Annotated in this window: 14 protein-coding genes and 1 pseudogene; 5 read left to right on the forward strand and 10 right to left on the reverse strand. The window is 61.8% G+C overall.

What is annotated here, in order from left to right:
• Positions 1-2: 2 nt before the first annotated feature.
• Both LVD08_RS12830 and LVD08_RS12835 read left to right on the forward strand, forming a co-directional pair.
• Positions 3-1124: an HlyD family secretion protein gene (locus LVD08_RS12830; RefSeq protein WP_247268312.1), complete on the forward strand. Its 1122-nt coding sequence runs from the start codon at positions 3-5 to the stop codon at positions 1122-1124.
• Positions 1121-2713, forward strand: coding sequence for a DHA2 family efflux MFS transporter permease subunit (locus LVD08_RS12835; RefSeq protein WP_247268313.1), 1593 nt, complete (start codon positions 1121-1123; stop codon positions 2711-2713). Before LVD08_RS12830 ends, LVD08_RS12835 begins: the two co-directional genes overlap by 4 nt.
• Positions 2714-2845: 132 nt before the next feature.
• Here LVD08_RS12835 and LVD08_RS12840 read toward each other — a convergent pair whose 3' ends face one another.
• From LVD08_RS12840 to LVD08_RS12850, 3 genes are all read right to left on the reverse strand, one after another.
• Positions 2846-3286 carry a carboxymuconolactone decarboxylase family protein gene (locus LVD08_RS12840; protein WP_247268314.1) on the reverse strand — a complete coding sequence of 147 codons (441 nt, stop codon included), beginning with the start codon at positions 3284-3286 and terminating at the stop codon, positions 2846-2848.
• A 96-nt stretch (positions 3287-3382) separates the two neighbouring features.
• Complete coding sequence (locus LVD08_RS12845; protein WP_247268315.1) at positions 3383-4825, reverse strand: mechanosensitive ion channel domain-containing protein; 1443 nt, start codon at positions 4823-4825, stop codon at positions 3383-3385.
• A gap of 209 nt (positions 4826-5034) precedes the next feature.
• The gene (locus LVD08_RS12850; RefSeq protein WP_247268316.1) at positions 5035-5901 is read right to left on the reverse strand and encodes a pirin family protein; all 867 of its coding nucleotides are present in this window, start codon (positions 5899-5901) and stop codon (positions 5035-5037) included.
• 290 nt (positions 5902-6191) lie between these two features.
• Here LVD08_RS12850 and dkgB point away from each other — a divergent pair, with 290 nt between their 5' ends.
• A complete protein-coding gene (dkgB, locus tag LVD08_RS12855) occupies positions 6192-6995 on the forward strand; it encodes a 2,5-didehydrogluconate reductase DkgB (RefSeq protein ID WP_247268317.1) in 804 nt (267 codons plus the stop codon).
• Between the two features lie 4 nt (positions 6996-6999).
• Here the strand turns inward: dkgB and LVD08_RS12860 are convergent.
• The 7 genes and pseudogenes from LVD08_RS12860 to LVD08_RS12890 form a co-directional block, all read right to left on the reverse strand.
• A pseudogene (locus LVD08_RS12860) lies at positions 7000-10219 on the reverse strand (transporter substrate-binding domain-containing protein).
• An 8-nt stretch (positions 10220-10227) separates the two neighbouring features.
• On the reverse strand, positions 10228-10860 hold the full coding sequence (locus tag LVD08_RS12865; RefSeq protein WP_247268318.1) for a response regulator transcription factor: 633 nt from the start codon (positions 10858-10860) through the stop codon (positions 10228-10230).
• A gap of 142 nt (positions 10861-11002) precedes the next feature.
• Positions 11003-11437 carry a chemotaxis protein CheY gene (locus LVD08_RS12870; RefSeq protein WP_247268319.1) on the reverse strand — a complete coding sequence of 145 codons (435 nt, stop codon included), beginning with the start codon at positions 11435-11437 and terminating at the stop codon, positions 11003-11005.
• 136 nt (positions 11438-11573) lie between these two features.
• Complete coding sequence (locus LVD08_RS12875) at positions 11574-12290, reverse strand: MgtC/SapB family protein (RefSeq protein WP_095138705.1); 717 nt, start codon at positions 12288-12290, stop codon at positions 11574-11576.
• 142 nt (positions 12291-12432) lie between these two features.
• Positions 12433-15132, reverse strand: coding sequence for a magnesium-translocating P-type ATPase (gene mgtA, locus LVD08_RS12880; protein WP_247268320.1), 2700 nt, complete (start codon positions 15130-15132; stop codon positions 12433-12435).
• 591 nt (positions 15133-15723) lie between these two features.
• Positions 15724-17058: a lysine N(6)-hydroxylase/L-ornithine N(5)-oxygenase family protein gene (locus LVD08_RS12885; protein ID WP_145596388.1), complete on the reverse strand. Its 1335-nt coding sequence runs from the start codon at positions 17056-17058 to the stop codon at positions 15724-15726.
• 133 nt (positions 17059-17191) lie between these two features.
• A complete protein-coding gene (locus LVD08_RS12890; RefSeq protein ID WP_274621188.1) occupies positions 17192-17674 on the reverse strand; it encodes a sigma-70 family RNA polymerase sigma factor in 483 nt (160 codons plus the stop codon).
• A gap of 323 nt (positions 17675-17997) precedes the next feature.
• Here LVD08_RS12890 and LVD08_RS12895 point away from each other — a divergent pair, with 323 nt between their 5' ends.
• Both LVD08_RS12895 and LVD08_RS12900 read left to right on the forward strand, forming a co-directional pair.
• The gene (locus LVD08_RS12895) at positions 17998-19170 is read left to right on the forward strand and encodes an efflux RND transporter periplasmic adaptor subunit (protein WP_247268321.1); all 1173 of its coding nucleotides are present in this window, start codon (positions 17998-18000) and stop codon (positions 19168-19170) included.
• On the forward strand, positions 19171-21144 hold the full coding sequence (locus LVD08_RS12900) for a MacB family efflux pump subunit (protein WP_247268322.1): 1974 nt from the start codon (positions 19171-19173) through the stop codon (positions 21142-21144).
• The last annotated feature ends 3 nt before the right edge of the window (positions 21145-21147 follow it).

The raw sequence follows: 21147 nt of genomic DNA on the forward strand, positions 1-21147 counted from the left end.
CCATGACCAGCATGCCAACCGTTGAGCCAGACCTGTCTGCCCCGGTCACCCCCGCCAAACCGCCACTGCGCAAACGCCTGCTGCTGACCGGCTCTGGCCTGGTCGCGCTGGTCGTGGTCGGCGTTTACGCCAGTCATTGGTGGGGCACCGGGCGTTTTCTTGAAGAGACTGACGATGCCTACATCGGTGGCGACGTGACGGTGATCGGGCCGAAGGTCGCCGGTTACATCGAAGAAGTGCTGGTCAGCGACAACCAATCGGTGAAGGCCGGTGACGTGCTGATCCGCCTCGACGCACGTGACTATCGCGCCAACCTCGCCAAAGCCGAAGGCGCGGTTGCCGCCGAGGAGGCGCTGCTGGCCAACCTCGACGCCACTGAACAACTGCAGCAAGCGGTGATCGGCCAGGCCCGCGCCGGCATCGATGCCGCCGGTGCCGAAACCGCCCGCTCGCGGGATGACAATGCGCGTTACAAACGTCTGGTCAGCACCAATGCCGTGTCGGTGGAAAGCGCCCAACGCGCCGACGCCACCTTCAAGACCGCCCAGGCCCTGAGTGCCCGCGCCCAGGCCGAATTGCTTGCCGCACAGCGCCAACTGGCGGTGATCGACACCCAGAAACAACAGGCCCGCGCCGCCCTGCAACAAGCCCGGGCCGAGCGTGATCTGGCGCAACTGAACCTCGGCTACACCGAGCTGCGCGCGCCGGTTGACGGCGTGATCGGCAACCGCCGCGCGCGGGTCGGCGCCTATGCCCAGGCGGGTTCGCAACAGTTGTCGGTGGTGCCGGCCAGCGGTCTGTGGGTCGATGCCAATTTCAAGGAGGATCAACTGGCGCGGATGCAACCCGGGCAACGGGTGAGCATCCGTGCCGACGTGCTCTCCGGCCAGGAATTCCACGGCCGCCTCGACAGCCTCGCCCCCGCCACCGGCTCGCAATTCAGCGTTCTACCGCCGGAGAACGCCACCGGCAACTTCACCAAAATCGTCCAGCGGGTACCGGTGCGAATCCTCCTCGATCCGGCTGATGGCGTGCTCGGCCATCTGCGGCCGGGGCTATCGGTGACCGCTGAAGTCGACACCCGCGCGCAAGCCGAAACCAGCGCCGTGGCCGTCGCGCCATGAGCACCGCCCTCACCGCCCCGGCGCAACCGTTCAACGCCGCCGACATGGCCACCGCGACCAAAGTGTTCGCCTTCGCCACGATGTGCATCGGCATGTTCATTGCGCTGCTGGACATCCAGATCGTCTCAGCCTCGCTGCGCGACATCGGCGGTGGGCTCTCGGCCGGCACCGACGAAACCGCCTGGGTGCAGACCAGTTACCTGATCGCCGAAATCATCGTGATCCCGTTGTCGGGCTGGCTGTCGCGGGTGTTCTCCACGCGCTGGCTGTTTTGCGCCTCGGCGGTCGGTTTTACTCTGGCCAGCCTGCTCTGCGGCGTGGCCTGGAACATCCAGAGCATGATCGCCTTTCGGGCGCTGCAAGGCTTTCTAGGCGGTTCGATGATTCCGCTGGTGTTCACCACCGCGTTCTTTTTCTTCACCGGCAAACAACGGGTGATCGCCGCCGCAACCATCGGTGCGGTGGCTTCGCTGGCGCCGACCCTGGGGCCGGTGATCGGCGGCTGGATCACCGACATTTCATCGTGGCACTGGCTGTTCTACATCAACCTGGTGCCGGGGATTTTCGTCGCCGTGGCCGTGCCGATGCTGCTGAAGATCGACCAGCCGGAACTGGCGCTGCTCAAGGGCGCGGACTACCTGAGCATGGTGTTTCTCGCGCTATTTCTCGGCTGCCTGGAATACACCCTCGAAGAAGGCCCGCGCTGGAACTGGTTCAGCGATCAAACGATTCTGACCACGGCGTGGATCAGCGGTCTGGCGGGTCTGGCCTTTATCGGGCGCACCTTGCACGTGGCCAATCCGATCGTCGATCTGCGCGCACTCAAGGATCGCAATTTTGCCCTGGGCTGTTTCTTTTCCTTTGTCACCGGGATCGGTCTGTTCGCAACGATTTACCTGACTCCGCTGTTTCTTGGACGGGTGCGTGGCTACAGCGCGCTGGACATTGGTCTGGCGGTTTTTTCCACCGGGGTGTTCCAGATCATGGCGATTCCGCTGTACGCCTTTCTCGCCAATCGCATGGATCTGCGCTGGATCATGATGATCGGCCTGGGCTTGTTTGCGGTGTCGATGTGGGAGTTCAGTCCGATCACCCACGACTGGGGCGCCGGTCAGTTGCTGCTGCCGCAAGCGCTGCGCGGAATTGCCCAGCAACTGGCAGTGCCACCGGCGGTGACGCTGACCTTGGGGGGCTTGGCACCGGCGCGCTTGAAGCACGCTTCGGGGCTGTTCAACCTGATGCGCAATCTGGGCGGAGCGATCGGGATTGCCGCGTGCGCGACCATTCTCAATGACCGCACCAACCTGCACTTCACTCGCCTGGCCGAGCATTTGAACAGCAGCAACGAGGCGATGAATCAGTGGCTGGCGCAGGTCGGTGGCAACCTGGCGACACTGGGTCAGAGTGGTGACGTCGGCGTCACCGCAGGCCTGCGTCAACTGTGGCTGCTGACCTACCGCGAGGCGCAGACCCAGACCTACGGCGATACCTTTTTGATGATCATGCTGTGCTTCATCATCGCCACGGCGATGGTGCCCTTGATGCGCAAGGTACAACCACCGGCCGCGCCGAGTGCGGATGGGCATTGATCCAAATCTGCAATGCATGCCCCCTGTAGGAGTGAGCCTGCTCGCGATGGCGCCAGTTCATTCAACATTGATGTTGAACGGATAATCGCTATCGCGAGCAGGCTCACTCCTACATAAGATTGTGTCTGGGGCTTAGAGCTGTGGGGTTTTGCGGAAGCCCACGGCCAGACGGTTCCAGCTGTTGATGGTGTTGATCGCCACGCTCAGGTCGACCATTTCCTTGGGCGTGAATTGCGCCGCGACGATGTCGTAGTCTTCGTCCGGGGCGTGGGTCAGGCTCAGTTGGGTCAGCGACTCGGTCCACAGCAGCGCAGCACGTTCGCGCTCGGTGAAGAATGGCGCTTCACGCCACGCGGTGACGGCGAACAGCCGGCGCGGGGTTTCGCCGCCCTTGATCGCGTCAGCGGTGTGCATGTCGATGCAGAACGCACAGCCGTTGATCTGCGAAGCGCGCAGCTTGACCAGTTCGATCAGGGTCTTTTCCAGCGGCAGTTTCGAGACCGCGGTTTCCAGGGCGATCATCGCTTTCAGGGCGTCTGGGGAGGCGGTGTAGAAATCGGTACGAGCTTTCATGATTGAATTTCCGGGGCCAGTGAATGTGTGACTAAGGTAGTCCCGCACTTGCCCCGGACAAATAGCCAATCTCCCGGAAGACGAGTAGACCACCCCTCACACGCGATTGCGCAACCAGTGCAGGAACCCGGTTTTCGCCACCACGGTCGGCACGTCCTGAGTCAGGGTCTGGGCCTTGTGCAGGCGATAATCGAGCAAAGCTTTCATCGCCTCGTTGATGTCGTGGCGGGCATCCAGACACGGCTTCAGGTAGGTCTTCTCGATGCGATACAACGCGCAGAAGGTTTTCGCCGCGAAGGTCGCCGGCACCGACGAATCGGAGAGGATGCCGGCCTCGCCGATCACCTCCCCCGGCCCCATGCGCCCGGATTCGAACGGGCTGCCATGGCGGGTCAAGGTCACGGTGACCACACCCGATTCGATGATGAACAAATGATCACTGACCTCCCCGGCCTCGAGGATCGTCTCGCCGGCACGGAAGGTTTGCAGGGTCATGTTTTGGCTGAAGGTGTCTTTCTCTTCCTGGCGCAGCGTGGAGAAAATCGGCGAACTGTCGAGCAGCGCCCGCGGCCGCGAGAGGTTGCCGGCGACGATCGGTTCGACACTCGACAACAGATTGATCCCGGATGCCTGCAGATGCCGGTAAGCCAGATCGAACAGCTGATTGCGCACCGAGCGCTTCTGATCCATCGACGAGACAAAACCGCTGATTTCATATTCCGCACCGGCGCTGCTGGAGCTTTTCAGCGCGACGCTTGGCGAGGGATTGTCCAGCAGCGGACGGCAACCCTGCATCGCCCGCTCCAGCGCGTCGATCACCGTATTGGGCCGGGCATGCGGGCTGACCTGGACGCTGACGGCGACTCCGAACATGTTGCTCGGTCGGCTGAAGTTGATGATCTTGGCCTTGGCCGCCAGCGAGTTGGGAATCACTGCCATGCTGCCCTGACTGGTCTGCAAACGCGTGGCGCGCCAGTCGATATCGATAACCCGGCCTTCGGTGCCATCGATCGAGATCCAGTCATCGATCTGATAGGGCTTGGTGGTGTTGAGCACGATCCCGGAAAACACATCGCTGAGCGTGCTCTGCAACGCCAGACCGACGATGATCGCCAAAGCCCCGGACGTCGCCAGCACACCTTTGACCGGCAGATCCAGCACGTAGGCCAGGGCCGCGATAATCGCGATCAGGAAAATCACCGCACCGAGCAGATCCTGCAACAGCCGCCCGGTGTGCCCGACCCGCTGCATCATCACCGCACCGATCAGCACGGTAAGGGTGCGCGCGCCGAACAGCCACCAGCCGATCTGCAAGCCGGTCGCCGCCAGGTGCAGCGGCACGTTGTCGGCCCACGGCGCCGGCTCCATCGGATTGAGGCCTTCGTTGAACAACAGCACGCTGAACAGGCTGAAAATCAGTACCCGCACCAGCAGCTTCCACTCGCTGCCACGGGAGCTGATCAGGCGCCACAGGCCCAGATCGAGGAGGATCAGGATCAACGCGCAAAACAACGGATGTTCGGTCAAAAAAGACAACATCAAAGCACTCCGACAGGGCCCGGTCGCGAGAAGATCGCACAGATTGGGCAAGTGTAGGAGTAATTGATTTCAGAGGAAGAACGCCCGCGCAAAAACACCCGAAAACAAATGTGGGAGCGGGCTTGCTCGCGATGGCGGAGGGTCAGTCAGACATGCATTGACTGGCACTGCGCTTTCGCGAGCAAGCCCGCTCCCACAGGGGTGAGAATTTACCCGTGCATTTGGCCAAAACGCCCGGACTGGAAGTCGGCGAATGCCTGATGAATTTCCTGCTCGGTGTTCATCACGAACGGGCCATGGCCGACAATCGGTTCGTCGATCGGCTCGCCGCTGAGCAGCAGCACCACGGCGTCTTCACTGGCCTCAAGGGTCAACTGACGACCGTCGCGCTCGAACAGCACCAACTGCCCGACACCCGCGGTTTCCACGCCGTTGATCTGCACCGAACCTTTCAACAGCACCAGCGCGGTGTTGCGCCCTTCGTGCAGATCGAGCGTCAGCAACTTGCCGGCGTTCAGCCGCAGGTCCCAGACGTCGATCGGCGTGAAGGTGTGCGACGGGCCTGTATGCCCCTCGAACTCACCAGCGATCAGCCGCAGCCGGCCGGCGTCGTCCTTCAGCGCGATATTGGGAATATCGTCGTCGAGTATGGTCTGGTAGCCGGGCGCAGCCATTTTGTCCTTGGCCGGCAGGTTGACCCACAGCTGCACCATTTCCAGCTTGCCGCCGGTTCTGGCGAAATCATCCGAGTGGAACTCCTCGTGGAGAATCCCGGACGCGGCGGTCATCCACTGCACATCGCCGGGGCCGATGGTGCCGCCGCTGCCGGTGGAGTCGCGGTGCTGCACTTCGCCGTCGTAGACGATGGTCACCGTTTCAAAACCACGGTGCGGGTGCTGGCCGACGCCACGGCGCTCGGTGGTCGGGGTGAATTCGGCCGGTCCTGCGTGATCGAGCAGCAGGAACGGGCTGATGTGTTTGCCCAGGTTGTCATAGGAAAACAGAGTGCGCACCGGGAAACCATCGCCGACCCAATGGCCGCGAGGGCTGGTGTAGATACCGATGATGTTTTTCATGGTTGCCTCCAGAAAAGGTGGGTGACGCAATGGATTAAGCTTAAATCCATAGCGTTTTTAGGACTAGACGGCAAAAACCGGCTTTAGCGTTCCATTTATAGAACAGTCCCACCGTTGAATCTCGATCCTTGCGGGAGCGGGCTTTCTCGCGAAGGGCCGGTCCAGACAACACCACTATCGGGAAAGATTCATGACTTCTGCTCAACAGTGCTTTGCCCCACCAGCGGTTTTTCTCAAGGACACAGACGCGGATACTCCTGCCCATTCCCACTGCAACCCTGGAGTCATCAATGTCTGTTCCCGCTTTTGGTCTGGGTACGTTTCGCCTGCAAGGTCAGGTGGTCATCGATTCGGTGCGCACCGGCCTTGAACTCGGTTACCGCGCCATCGACACCGCGCAGATCTACGAGAACGAAGCCGAGGTCGGCCAGGCCATCGCCGCCAGCGGCATTGCTCGCGAAGAGTTGTTCATCACCAGCAAGATCTGGATCGCCAACTTCGCCAAGGATCGTCTGATCGAGAGCCTCAAGGAAAGCCTGCAGAAACTGCAGACCGACTACCTCGACCTGACGCTGATCCACTGGCCGTCGCCGGAAGATCAGGTGCCGGTCGCCGAATTCATGGGCGCGCTGCTCGAAGCCAAGCGTCTGGGCCTGACCCGGCAGATCGGGGTGTCCAACTTCACCATCGAGCTGATGCAACAGGCCATCGCCGCGGTTGGCGCGGAAAACATCGCCACCAACCAGATCGAACTGCACCCGTACCTGCAAAACCGCAAAGTGGTCGAGTTCGCCCGCAGCCAGGGCATCCAGATCACCTCCTACATGACCCTTGCCTATGGCGAAGTGCTGAAGGATCCGGTGATTCAGCAGATCGCTGAACGCCTGCAAGCGACCCCGGCGCAAGTCACCCTGGCCTGGGCGATGCAGTCGGGTTACGCGGTGATTCCATCGTCGACCAAACGCGCCAACCTGCAGAGTAACCTCGGCGCCACCACGCTGACCCTGAGCGAATCCGACATGGCGCTGATCGCCGGTCTGGAGCGCGGCCATCGCCTGACCAGCCCGAAAGGCATTGCCCCGCAGTGGGATTGATCGCTCAGTCCTGAAGCCGCTGCGCGAGGCCGAGCATGGCCGTGCGCAGCGCATCCGCCGAGCGGTGGACAGCCAGGGTTTCGGCGTCGCGGCACGCCTGTTCGAGATCGCTGCACGCCGCCGCCACCCGCGCCGCACCGACCATTTGCGCACCGCCCTTGATGTGATGCGCCAGAGTGCTTAATTCGCTCAGATCCTGTGGCTGGCGCGCAGCGTCCAGCCGTTGCAGATCCTCGTGCAGACTGCGCAACACTTGTTCGCGCAGGCGCTGCATCACTGCAGGATTGTCCCCGGCCATCTGTTCAAGCGCGCTCAGGTCGATCTCGGGCAACGGCGGTGCCGGGTCCGACAGCTGGTCACCGTCACCGCGACTGGCCGCCTTCAATGCCTGTTGCAGATCGTGCAAGCGAATCGGCTTGAACAGACAATCGTCCATGCCGGCCTCAAGACAACGGACTTTCTCCTCGACCTGCGCGTTGGCAGTGAAGCCGAGGATCAGGCAGCGTGCCCGACCGCTCGCCGCCTCTTCTTCACGAAGTGTCCGAGCGAGTTCGTAACCGTTGCGCCGGGGCATGTTGCAATCGGTGATCAGCACATCGAAAGCCTGTGTTCGCCAGCGCTGCAAGCCCAGCTCACCATCCTCGACATCGACCGTAGCGTGGCCCAGTTCACTCAGTTGCCGGCACAGGAGCAAGCGGTTGACCGGATGATCGTCCACCACCAGCACGCTCAGCGAACGCGCTGGCGTGTCCGCCACTTGCGGGCCTGCCGTCTCGGGTTCGAGCGCGGTCAACAGCGGCAACTGCAGGTTTACCTCAACCCGCGTTCCATGCCCCGGCTCGCTGTCCAGGTGCAGTGTGCCACCCATCATTTCGCAGAGGTTACGGCTGATCACCAGGCCCAGTCCCGAGCCGCTACGCGCTGACTGGCCCTGGTTAGCGGCCTGGACGAACGGACTGAACAGGCGTTTGCGGTCATCGGCACTGATGCCGATTCCGCTGTCTGCGATCACCACCGCGACCGCCAGGATCCCGGACGGCATCGCAGAGCATGACAAACGCAGGCTCACCTGACCCTGCTCGGTGAACTTGATCGCGTTGCTCAACAGGTTTGACAGCACTTGCTTGAAGCGTGTCGGGTCGAGCATGACGTCGACGTCACTGTGCGCATCCAGTTCGACCTGCCACAGCAGGCGTTTCTCCCGCGCCAGCCCTTCGAATACGCGGCACACCGCGATCACTTGTTCGCGCAGATTGGCCCGCTGCGGCGCGAGGGACAAATGCCCGGACTCGATACGTGCGATATCGAGAATGTCACCGATCAACGCCAGTAATTGCTGGCCGGCAGCGGACGCGACCTCGATTGCCAGCTTGTCGGTGACGCCCTCCTCGGCACGCTTGAGGGCCATTTCGAGCATGCCGATCAGGGCATTCATCGGCGTGCGGATTTCATGGCTCATGGTCGCCAGAAACGTAGTCTTGGCCCGATTGGCGTCGTCGGCGGCATCCTTGGCCTGCTGCAACTGCTGCAGCCACTGTTGACGCTGACGCAGCTGCGAGCGCTGAAAACCGATCCAGGCCAAGGCCAGCAACAGCAGCCCTGCCGCACCGGCAAACGCCAGCAGGATTTCGCGGCGATGACGCTGCCAGTAGCTCTCTTCCACGACCACGTCATGGCTCCAGCGCTCGACCAGTTCGTCCATCTGCTGCGGCGCGATGCTCAGCAACGCCTTGTTCAGAATCGTGTGCAGCGACGTATCCTGCGCTGCGGTCGCCAGCGCAATGCGTGCCGGCTGATCGCCGATCGTGTTGGTGATGCGCAGGCGCTCGCGGTAATGACGGGCAATCAGAAACCGCGCCACCAGCAGTGAGCTGACCGTCACGTCGGCCTGGCCTTTGGCGATCTGCTCCATGCCCCTCGGCCGGGCTGCGCACCTCCACCAGGCGAATCCCGGGCACCTGCTGCAGAATAAAGTCGTGCAATGGATGACCGCGATAAATCGCCAGCCGCTTGCCCGGCAGATCGGCGAGGCTGCGCGGGCTGCCGGCCGTCGTCGCGCTGACCAGCACAAACGGATTATTCAGGTAGGCACGGGTGAATTGCAGCTCGGTTTCCCGTTCGCTGCTCGGGGTCACCACCGGCAACACGTCGAGTTCACCGGCCTTGAGCTGCTCAATCTGACGATCCAGCGAACGCCCCCGAACCACTTCGAATTGCAGCCCGGTACGCTGACTGATCAGGTTGAGCAACTGCGCCGACAGCCCGTTGAATCGTCCGTCGGCATCAAAAAACGTCAGCGGTGCGAAGTCTTCGATCACGCCGACCCGCACCCGAGGATGTTGCTCCAGCCACTGCTGCTCGCTGACACTGAGGCGTACCTGCGACTGCGCGGCCATTTGCGCGCGCCCTGCGCTCCAGCGCTGCTCGATCAGTTGACGACGCTCCATGGGAATCGCCGCCAGCGTCCTGTCGATGATGCGTTTGAGGCGCACCTCACTGCGCAGCAGGGCGAAACCGAAGGGATTGGCATCCAGGCCCGAAGGCCCGGCCAGTTGCAGGTCATTGCGGTAATTGGTGTTGATCAGGTAATTGGCACTGATCAGATCGCCGAGATAGCCGTCATCGACACCGAACGCCACCGCACCCAGCGCATCCATTGCCGAGGCGTAACGCTGCACCTTCGCGTCGGGGTAGAACGCCTGCACGCTGGTCAGCGGCAGGTAGTCCTCGACCATGGCGATGCGCTTGCCTGCCAGGTCGCCCGGTAACGTTTCGTCGAGCCGGGTCACCAGCATCGGTTGGTCTTCGGCGTAGGGGCGCGACAAGATGAAATCCGGGTCGGCCAGCTCGAAATTGTTCGAGGTGCCCAGCAGATCGAGTTCGCCGCGCTTGAGTGCGCTCATCACCGCGTCGCGGTTTGCGTAGCGTTGCACCTCGATCCGCACCCCGAGCAATTGCGTCAGCAGCTCGGCATAGTCGGCGGTGAGACCTTCCAGCTCCTGCCGATTCCGCGTGATCTCGAACGGTGGATAATCGGGCCCGGAAATCCCCATGCGCAACGTCGGATGGCGGCGTAGCCACTGTTGATCCTGGGGGGCGAGCGGAACCCGGATATTTTCCAGTGCCGCCTGGCTCAACAACTCCAGTGGCTGTGGCGGTTCACCAGCCCAGCAGGTGGCCGTGAGGCTCACCCACAGCACGCACCACCAGCGTCGCAGATTCACTGTGCTACTCAGATCAAATGGTTGCGCTTGGCGAATTCGCGCAAGTACACCGCTGACTTTGAGTGCAGCCCCAGTTTTTTTATCAAGCGGGTTTTGTAGGTGCTGACGGTCTTGTGGCTGAGGAACATTTCAGCGGCGATTTTCTTGTTGGGCTTATCCAGAGCCAACTGCACGAGAATGTTCAGTTCTCGGTTGGAGAGCTCGTCGATCAGCTGTTTTTCGCTACGGTGCGACGGGGTCGACGCAAGGCCGTTATCAGGCAGTGCAGCAAAATAGGAGTAGCCCGACATCAGCGCCTGGACAGCCTTGTGCAATTGCAGCAACTGGTTGGTTTTGGCCACGTAACCCATGGCGCCGCCACGCAGACAGCGATCCTGATAGTGCAGCGGATCCTGAGAAGTAAAGATCAGCACCCTGCAGTTGGGGTCGTTGGCCTTCAGCCGCTCCAGCGCTTCCAGTCCACCCACCCCCGGCAACTTGAGATCAAGTATCACCAGTTCCGGTTTGTGCTCACGGCTAAGCTCCAGGGCTTCGCTGGCGCTCGACGCTTCATGAATCACCCTGAACCTTTCGGCTTCGAGCACAAGTTTCACGGCAGCCCGCACCACCGGATGATCGTCGACGATCAGCGCTGACTTCATGACCGCTCCCAGGGCAAAAACAAAACGATGGCGCCACCGGTAGCGGCTGTTCCGCCGGGGTGGCTGCGCAAGAACTGTTACACGGGAAGCCAGTCGTATCTACCTGTCAGATCTGACAGTTGCGCAAAAACGTAATTCGTGCTCAAGCCCGGCGTTGCAAGGCTGGCGCCGGGTTCCAGGCATGAGCTGCACACACCGGGGCAACGTCGACCCGCGCCATCAGGTGCTTGATCGCGGCCGCATTGGGCAAGGCGACGGGGCTGATCTGCAGGTTTTCCTGAGCGAAGCCTGCGGGCGTCAGCGCAGGTGCCGAGGGCTCGTTATAGATCAGGGCGTGGCGCACCTGCGGGTTGTTGAGGAAAAACCCCGGCAGGTCCAGCGATCCGGCCGCCAGCTCGGCGTTGATGAGCACGACGTCGAACGGTTCACAGCCGTAGTCCACCAGGGTCAGCAGCTCAAGCAGACTCTGTACCGGAGCAACCCGGAAGTATTCAAGGCCATTGAACAGGCGCTCGATTTTCATCCGGTGAAAATGCTGCGAATCGGCAATCAGGATACGCAGGGCTTTATTGATCATGCTCGATCTCGTGGAGGTGGACGGGTGCGCCAAGACTACGCAAGCCGCAGGAGCAGTTCTGTAGGACTTTTCCTAAAAAACCGGTCATTCATCCGCACTCATGAGCCATGCCGAATGGCTGCCCGACGTTGTTGCCTTATTCGGTGGTACTCGGACTCCAGAACGCCTGCACCACCAGCGCTGAAGTCGAAATCCGCGCCACCAGCGCATCGAGTTCATCGCCGTCGACCGAAGTCGTCGCCAGCGTCGCTTCGATCTCGATTTCGTCGGCACCGAAGGCGTGTACATCGACGTCGCTGGCCGGGTAATTGCTGCGCTCCAGCTCGGCTTCGAGCAGGGCGAACACGGCTTTCTGCTGTGAGCGCCGGGCGATGACATAGACAATGTTGGTGACTTCGGCCGAGACCACGTCCAGTGGCTGGCGGTTGATGTTGTTGACGATCGGCCGCAGCAAGGTGTTGGCGGCCAGAATGAACAGCGTGCCGAGCAGCGCTTCGGCCAGCAGGTCGGCACCGGCGCAGGCACCGACAGCGGCGGAAGTCCACAGAGTCGCGGCGGTATTGAGGCCACGGACGTTCCCCTCTTCGCGCATGATCACCCCGGCACCGAGAAAGCCGATGCCGGAGACCACGTAGGCGACCACCCGCACCGCGCCTTCAGCACCGCCGAGACGGTTGGCCATGTCGACAAAAATCGCCGCGCCGACCGCCACCAGCACGTTGGTACGCAGGCCGGCGGTGCGTTGCCGGTACTGGCGCTCGAACCCGATCAGGCCACCGAGGATGAACGCTGCGCTGAGGCTGACCAACGTGTCGAGCAAAGAAGTCAGGTTGAGGTTGTTGATGGCTTGCATAGTCTTGTCCTTGAAAACATCCGAATCCCCTGTAGGAGTGAGCCTGCTCGCGATAGCGGTGTGTCAGTCGTTGAAATTTTGACTGACAGATTGCCATCGCGAGCAGGCTCACTCCTACAGAGGGAACAGCGTTGTCCTGTTGTTATTGCCAGCCGAACCGGCGGATGTAGAAGCCTTTCACCGCCTGGGTCAGCGCCATGTATGCCAGCAGGATCATCGGCAGGAACACGAAATACAGCGACGGCAGCGCCTGCAGTTTGAAGTAGTTGGCCAGCGGCCCCATCGGCAGGAAGATCCCGACCGCCATGATGATCCCGGTCATCACCAGCAACGGCATGGCTGCACGGCTTTGCAGGAACGGAATCTTCGGCGTGCGGATCATGTGCACGATCAGCGTCTGGGTCAGCAGCCCCACCACGAACCAGCCGGACTGGAACAGCGTCTGGTGATCCGGGGTGTTGGCATCGAACACATACCACATCAAGGCGAACGTCAGGATGTCAAAGATCGAACTGATCGGGCCGAAGAACAGCATGAAGCGCCCGACATCAGCCGGCTGCCAGCGTTGCGGCTTCTTCAGCATCTCCTTGTCGACGTTGTCGAACGGAATCGCGATCTGCGAAATGTCGTAGAGCAGGTTCTGTACCAGCAGATGCATCGGCAGCATCGGCAGGAACGGAATGAACGCGCTGGCGACCAGCACCGAGAACACGTTGCCGAAGTTCGAGCTGGCAGTCATCTTGATGTACTTGAGCATGTTGGCGAAGGTCCGCCGCCCTTCGAGCACGCCCTCCTCCAGCACCATCAGGCTCTTCTCCAAAAGGATGATGTCGGCGGCTTCCTTGGCGATATCCACCGCACTGTCTACCGAGATCCCGATGTCGGCGGTGCGCAGCGCCGGGGCGTCGTTGATGCCGTCACCCATGAAGCCGACCACATGCCCGTTGCCCTTGAGGATGCGCACGATGCGCTCCTTGTGCGACGGCGTCAGCTTGGCGAACACGTTGGTTTTCTCCACCGCCACCGCCAGCTCGGCGTCGCTCATGCGCTCGACATCGTTGCCCAGCAGCAAGCCCTGTTGTGCCAGACCGACTTCGCGGCAAATCTTCGCGGTCACCAGTTCGTTGTCACCGGTCAGCACTTTGACCGCGACGCCGTGCTCGGCCAGCGCCTTGAGCGCCGGTGCGGTGCTTTCCTTCGGTGGATCGAGGAAGGCCACATAACCGATCAGCGTCAGTTCCTGCTCATCGGCCAGGCTGTAAGTGTCGCGACCTTCCGGCATCGAGCGGGCAGCCACTGCCACCACGCGCAAGCCTTCAGCGTTGAATGCTGCGGTGACCTGACGAATCCGGGTCAGCAATTCATCGCTCAAGGCTTCCTCGACGTCACCGTGCTGCACACGGGTGCACACCGCCAGCACTTCTTCCACCGCACCTTTGCAGATCAGTTGATGTGGCTGGCCACGCCCTTCGACCACCACCGACATGCGCCGGCGATTGAAGTCGAACGGAACCTCATCGACCTTGCGAAATGCCGTGCCGACTTTCAGTTCACGGTGAATTTCCACATGTTCCAGCACCGCCACGTCGAGCAGGTTCTTCAGCCCGGTCTGGTAGTAGCTGTTGAGGTAGGCCATTTCCAGCACGTCATCGGAGTCTTCACCCCAGACGTCGACATTGCGCGCGAGGAAGATCTTGTCCTGGGTCAGGGTGCCGGTCTTGTCGGTGCACAGCACGTCCATGGCGCCGAAGTTCTGGATCGCGTCCAGACGCTTGACGATCACCTTTTTGCGCGACAGGAACACCGCACCTTTGGCCAGAGTCGAGGTGACGATCATCGGCAGCATTTCCGGGGTCAGGCCCACGGCAATCGACAGCGCGAACAGCAGCGCTTCGGTCCAGTCGCCCTTGGTGAAACCGTTGATGAACAGCACCAGCGGCGCCATGACGAACATGAAGCGGATCAGCAGCCAGCTGACTTTGTTCACGCCCAGCTGGAACGAGGTTACCGCGCGGTCAGTCGCGCCGACCCGCTGCGCCAGCGCGCCGAAATAGGTGCTGTTGCCGGTGGTGAGAATCACCGCCACCGCCGTACCGGACACCACGTTGGTGCCCATGAACAGAATGTTCTCCAGCTCCAGCGGATTGCGCGTGTCGCGGTCGGCCTGACGGGCGAATTTTTCCACCGGCATCGATTCACCGGTCATCGCCGCCTGGCTGACGAACAGGTCCTTGGCGCTGAGCACTCGGCAGTCGGCAGGAATCATGTCGCCGGCGGACAGCACGATCAGGTCGCCCGGCACCAGCTGCTTGATCGGCAGTTCGACGCGCGGCTCGTCGCGGCGCATCACCGTGGCGGTGTTGCTGACCATTGCCTTGAGCGCGTCGGCGGCCTGATTGGATTTGCTTTCCTGCCAGAAGCGCAGCAGCGTCGACAGCACCACCATGGAGAAAATCACCGTGGCGGCTTTCAGGTCTTCGGTCAGCCACGAGATCACCGCCAACAGGGTCAGCAGCAGGTTGAACGGGTTTTTGTAGCAGTGCCACAGATGGGTCCACCATGGCAGCGGCTGCTCGTGCTCGACTTCGTTGAGGCCGTACTGCGCACGCAGGGCGTCGACTTCAAAATCGGTCAGGCCGTCGGTGTGAGTGCCCAGCGACGACAGCAGTTCACCGCTGTCGCGATGGGCCGCATCGACCAGGGTGTTGGCCAGGGTTGGCGGCACTTCACGGCTGACCGTGGTGTCGGTGATCGATTCCAGCAGCGCCAGACGGCGGAAGTGCCGGGCGATGTGGCGTGTACGCAGGAAGCCTGCGAAAAATTCCTTGAGCGTAAGTTTCATGGCTGTTGCCCCTATGGTCAGCCGGGAAACCGTCGAGCAGGTACGACCGCGCCTCGTGCGCCGGAAAATCCGGCACGGCAAGGCTTGGCGCGCCGATCACAAAGGACAGGCGTGTCGATAGGTTTGCGATCGCGACCACACGGTCGAAACCACACACTTTCAGTGTCGATGAGAAGGACGTCGGGACATGGTCTCAACTGACCATGATCGGGATGCCGCTGCTCGCTTTACGGCGAGACAACGGCAGAGAAAGGCTGCGCGTTATCTTGCCGAGAATCTGCCGGTTACCGAGACCGGCCGACAACTGTCACTCGAACAAGTACCCACTGTGGGTCTCCGCTATTGATGAAAACGCGCGAAGCTTACGCCTCGATGATTTGAGAGTAAACCCGCAAAAGGAAGTGTGCCGGGGAATGTGGCGGGTGTTCAGGAAGGGTTCAGGATTCAGATTTCAGGGTGTTTTTGACGGCCCCTTCGCGAGCAGGCTCGCTCCCACAGGGGGATCTTCATTGAACACAGATTTTGTGGTCAACAGAGAGCCAATGTGGGAGCGGGCTTGCTCGCGAAAGCGGTATGTGAGGCGCTACAAAATCAGCTTGCCGTCGCCAACAACAGATCCGCCACCGAACGATGCCCACGGTTCTTGCCATGCTCATACAGCGAGCCGGCAATCTCGTCGGCACGCACCGGCAACACCGACAGCAACGTATCACTCAGTCCATGGCTGGCCTGGCAGAAGCCCTGCATGTACAGACCGGCCTTGCAGCGTTCGTCGGTGATCAGTTTGTAGTTGCGATCGACCTCGAAATCACCGAGGTATTCTTCCAGCGGTGCCAGCAGTTTGCGGTGCATCTGCCGCTCGTAACCGGTGGCCAGGACCACGGCGTCATAGAGGCGCACGGTGACTTCGCCGGTGGCGTTGTTGCGCACCGCCAGTTCGATGCCGCGTTCGGTGGCGGTGGCGCTCTCGACGGTGGTCAGGGTACGGAACGCATGACGGGCAATGCCCGAGACTTTCTGCCGATAGAAGATGCCGTAGATGCGCTCGATCAGGTCGATGTCGACCACCGAGTAGTTGGTGTTGTGGTACTCGTTGACCAGCCGTTCACGCTCGGCGCTGTTTTGCTGGAACACCAGATCGGTGAACTCCGGCGAGAACACTTCGTTGACGAACGGGCTGTCATCCGCAGGCTTGAGGGCCGAACCGCGCAGGATCATGTCGACCTGCACCGACGGGAACGAATCGTTCAGATCGATAAAGGCTTCCGCCGCGCTCTGCCCGCCGCCGATGATCGCGATGCTCATCGGTTGGTTGTTCACACACGGCTGCTTGGCCATCTGCGACAGATACTGCGAGTGGTGGAACACGCGGCTGTCGCCCTTCAGCGCCTTGAACGCTTCAGGAATCCGCGGCGTGCCGCCGGCACTGACCACCACCGAACGCGCAGTGCGCACGAACTGCTGGCCTTCGCTGTCGCGGGAGATCACGCGCAGCGCTTCAACCTGATGGTTGTGCAGCACCGGTTCGATGGTCAGCACTTCTTCGCCATAGCGGCTCTGCTCAGTGAACTGCCCGGCGACCCAGCGCAAGTAGTCGTTGTACTCCATGCGGCACGGGTAGAAGGTGCCGAGGTTGATGAAGTCGACCAGGCGGCCGTGAGCCTTCAGGTAGTTGACGAACGAGTACGGGCTGGTCGGGTTGCGCAGGGTCACCAGATCCTTGAGGAAGGAAATCTGCAATTCGCTTTGGGTCGACAGGGTGTTGCCGTGCCAGCTGTAGTTGGCCTGCTTGTCGAGGAACAGCACATCCAGCTCGCCGTGGGTCGGGCCGCGCTCTTGCAGAGCGATGGCCAGCGCCAGGTTCGAAGGGCCGAAACCGACGCCGATCAGGTCGTGAACGATGGGCGATGCAATTGCCTGAGTCATTTCCAGTGTCCTCTGGATGAACCCCTCAACAAGGGGAAAGGAGAGCCTAAGTGACCCGACTGGCCTTGGCAGGACAGCAGGTCGTCTGTTGAGTAGGAACGAGGACAGTGAAATAAAATTTAGCGATGGCGGCTCAATGGGCATCCCATTGCTTGATGCGCAGGCGGCAATGCTTCATCGCGTTGACGATGTGTTTTTCCACCAGTGCCTTGGAAATCCCCAGCTGTTCGGCGATCTGCGGGTGCGACAGGCCTTCGATCTTGCGCAGCAGAAAACTGTCGCGACACAGCGGCGACAATTCCGCCAGTGCGCGCTGGAGCATCTCCAGACGCTGGCCGTGATCGAGGGTGCCGTGGGGCGACGGGGTGAAATAGCGCTCCTCGTTGTCGAGCACTTCCAGCGGTTCGACCTGACGCAAGGCGTTGCGCCGATGATCGTCGATCACCAGATTCAGCGCCGTGCGATAAAGAAACGCCCGCGGCTGCTCGATGGGCGTGTCGCTGGAGCGTTCCAGAACCCGCACATAAGCGTCATGCACCACATCTTCGGCGACCTGACGGTTGCCGAGCTTGGCGTTCAGGAAACACACCAGCTCGCGATAGTAGTTTTCCAACATGACTCCCGGCCGCTTCGATGCGGATTCGATCCTTGAGCACACTGATCGACGGCCCCGCAAACACGGGGTAGCAAGATAGTGGCAACTTGAGGTGCGTAATTTATAGTAATTCTCATATAGATTTAAAGTGGCGTTTGTCGTTGCCCGCTAAATAGTGCCGTTCCATACCTGTAACATCCTGTGTCTTCGCTTAAATTCCCCCGCGTATTCATCGTTTACAGGACAGCTCCCCGTGTCTGTCGCGCCCTGCGACAGCGTTCTGCGGCTGCGCGCTGTGGCGTGCAGCCGGACGACGGGCCGAATTCCACTGGCCGGAACCCTGCATGAAACGTCCCCGCCCCGCTCGACGCGCCCTGCTCGCAGTCCTATGTCTGATTCCCGTTGTTGCCTACGCCGCGTGGCAAATCATGCCGCCGGGCCGCGACCGCTTCGCCACGGTGCAAGTCAGCCGTGGCGACATCGAAAGCAGCGTCACCGCACTGGGCACCCTGCAACCGCGCCGATATGTCGATGTCGGTGCGCAGGCCTCCGGGCAGATCCAGAAAATTCATGTCGAAGTCGGTGACGTGGTCAAGGAAGGTCAACTGCTGGTGGAGATTGATCCGTCCACGCAGAAGGCCAAACTCGACGCCGGGCGCTTCTCGATCGAAAACCTCAAGGCGCAATTGCAGGAGCAGCGCGCCCAGCATGAACTGGCGCGGCAGAAATATCAGCGCCAGCAGAATCTCGTGGCCGGCGGCGCCACCCGTGAAGAAGACGTGCAAACCGCCCGCGCCGAACTGAAAGCCACTCAGGCGCGCATCGACATGTTCCAGGCGCAGATCCGCCAGGCTGAGGCGAGCCTGCGCAGCGATCAGGCCGAACTCGGCTACACGCGGATCTACGCGCCGATGGCCGGCACCGTGGTTGCCCTCGACGCCCGCGAAGGCCAGACCCTCAACGCGCAACAGCAGACGCCGCTGATCCTGCGCATCGCCAAGCTGTCACCGATGACCGTGTGGGCCGAGGTTTCCGAGGCTGACATCGGTCACGTCAAACCGGGCATGACCGCCTACTTCACCACCCTCAGCGGCGGCCAGCGGCGCTGGAGCAGCACCGTGCGGCAGATTCTGCCGGTGCCGCCCAAGCCGCTGGACCAGACCAGCCAAGGCGGCGGCAGCCCAGCCAGCAGCAGTAAAAGCGGCAGCGCCCGCGTTGTGCTGTACACGGTTTTGCTCGACGTCGATAACGCCGACAACGCCTTGATGGCCGAGATGACCACCCAGGTGTTTTTCGTCGCCAATCAGGCCAAAGGCGTGCTCACCGCGCCGGTCGCCGCGTTGCAGGGCAGCACCACGGCCAACCTGCAAACCGCGCAGGTGGTGGCGGCCAACGGCGACATCCAGCAACGCGAGGTACGCACCGGCATCAGCGACCGGCTCAAGGTGCAGATCGTCGACGGCCTCAACGAAGGCGATCACCTGTTGATCGGCCCGGTCGACGGCAGCGGAGGCTGAATGCAAACGCCTCTGATCGATCTGCAGGACATTCGCAAATCCTACGGCGGCGGTGACGCGCCTGAAGTTCACGTGTTACGCGGCATCGACCTGTCGATTCACGCTGGTGAATTCGTGGCGATTGTCGGCGCATCCGGCTCCGGCAAATCGACCCTGATGAATATCCTCGGCTGCCTCGACCGCCCAACCTCCGGCGAGTACCGCTTTGCCGGGGAAAACGTCGCCGGCCTCGACAGCGACGAGCTGGCCTGGCTGCGCCGCGAAGCCTTTGGATTTGTGTTCCAGGGTTATCACCTGATTCCGTCCGGCTCGGCCCAGGAAAACGTCGAGATGCCGGCGATCTATGCCGGCACCCCGGCCGGCGAGCGTCACGCCCGCGCCGCTGCCCTGCTCGAACGCCTCGGTCTGGCCTCGCGCACCGGCAATCGTCCGCATCAGTTGTCCGGTGGCCAGCAGCAACGAGTGTCGATTGCCCGGGCGTTGATGAACGGCGGCCACATCATCCTCGCCGACGAACCCACCGGCGCCCTCGACAGCCACAGCGGCAAAGAAGTGATGACGCTGCTCGATGAGCTGGCGAGCCAGGGCCACGTGGTGATCCTCATCACCCACGACCGCGAAGTCGCGGCCCGGGCCAAACGAATCATCGAAATCCGCGACGGCCTGATCATCAGCGACAGCGCCCGCGACAATCCCCACGCCCAGACCAGCGCCAACCCCGGCGCCCTGCAAGCGGTGGATCTGCGCCAGCGTCTGGCCGACGGCGCCGAAGCCACCGGCGCCTGGAAAGGCGAACTGGTCGATGCCCTGCACGCGGCGTGGCGGGTGATGTGGATCAACCGCTTTCGCACCGCGCTGACCCTGCTCGGGATCATCATCGGCGTGGCATCGGTGGTGGTGATGCTGGCGGTTGGTGAAGGCAGCAAACGCCAGGTGATGGCGCAGATGGGCGCCTTCGGTTCGAACATTATTTACCTCAGCGGCTCGGCGCCCAACCCGCGCACGCCGCCGGGGATCATCACCCTCGACGATGTGCACGCGCTGGCCAGCCTGCCGCAAGTGCAGCGGATCATGCCGGTCAACGGCGCCGAGGCCGGCGTACGTTACGGCAATGCCGACCACCTGAGTTACGTCGGCGGCAACGACACCAACTTCCCGGCGATCTTCAACTGGCCGGTGGTGCAAGGCAATTACTTCACCGAGGCCGATGAGCAGAACGCTGCAGCCGTCGCGGTGATCGGCCACAAAGTCCGCAGCAAACTGCTCAAGGATGTGCCGAACCCGATCGGCCAATTCATCCTGATCGAGAATGTGCCGTTCCAGGTGGTCGGCGTGCTCGCCGAAAAGGGCGCCAGCTCCGGCGACTCCGACAGTGATAACCGCATCGCCATCCCCTATTCGGCGGCCAGCGTCCGGCTGTTCGGCACGCGCAATCCGGAATACGTGGCCATTGCCGCCGCCGACGCGCGCAAGGTCAAGGACACCGAGCAGGCCATCGAGCAACTGATGCTGCGCCTGCACAACGGCAAGAAGGATTTCGAACTGACCAACAACGCCGCGATGATTCAGGCCGAGGCGCGTACCCAGAACACCCTGTCGCTGATGCTCGGTTCGATTGCCGCAATTTCGCTGCTGGTCGGCGGCATCGGCGTGATGAACATCATGCTCATGACCGTGCGCGAACGAACCCGCGAGATTGGCATTCGCATGGCCACCGGCGCCCGTCAGCGCGACATCCTCCGACAGTTCCTCACCGAAGCGGTGATGCTCTCGGTGGTCGGCGGCATTGCCGGGATCGCCCTGGCCTTGATCGTCGGCGGCGTGCTGATTCTCAGCGAAGTGGCCGTGGCCTTTTCCTTGATGGCGGTACTCGGCGCGTTCGGCTGCGCCCTGGTCACCGGTGTTGTCTTCGGCTTCATGCCTGCCCGCAAAGCTGCCCGGCTCGACCCGGTCACGGCCCTTACCAGTGAATGATCG

Source organism: Pseudomonas sp. YL2, assembly GCF_023063025.1.
In the GTDB taxonomy this organism is placed as follows: Bacteria; Pseudomonadota; Gammaproteobacteria; order Pseudomonadales; family Pseudomonadaceae; genus Aquipseudomonas; species Aquipseudomonas putida_A.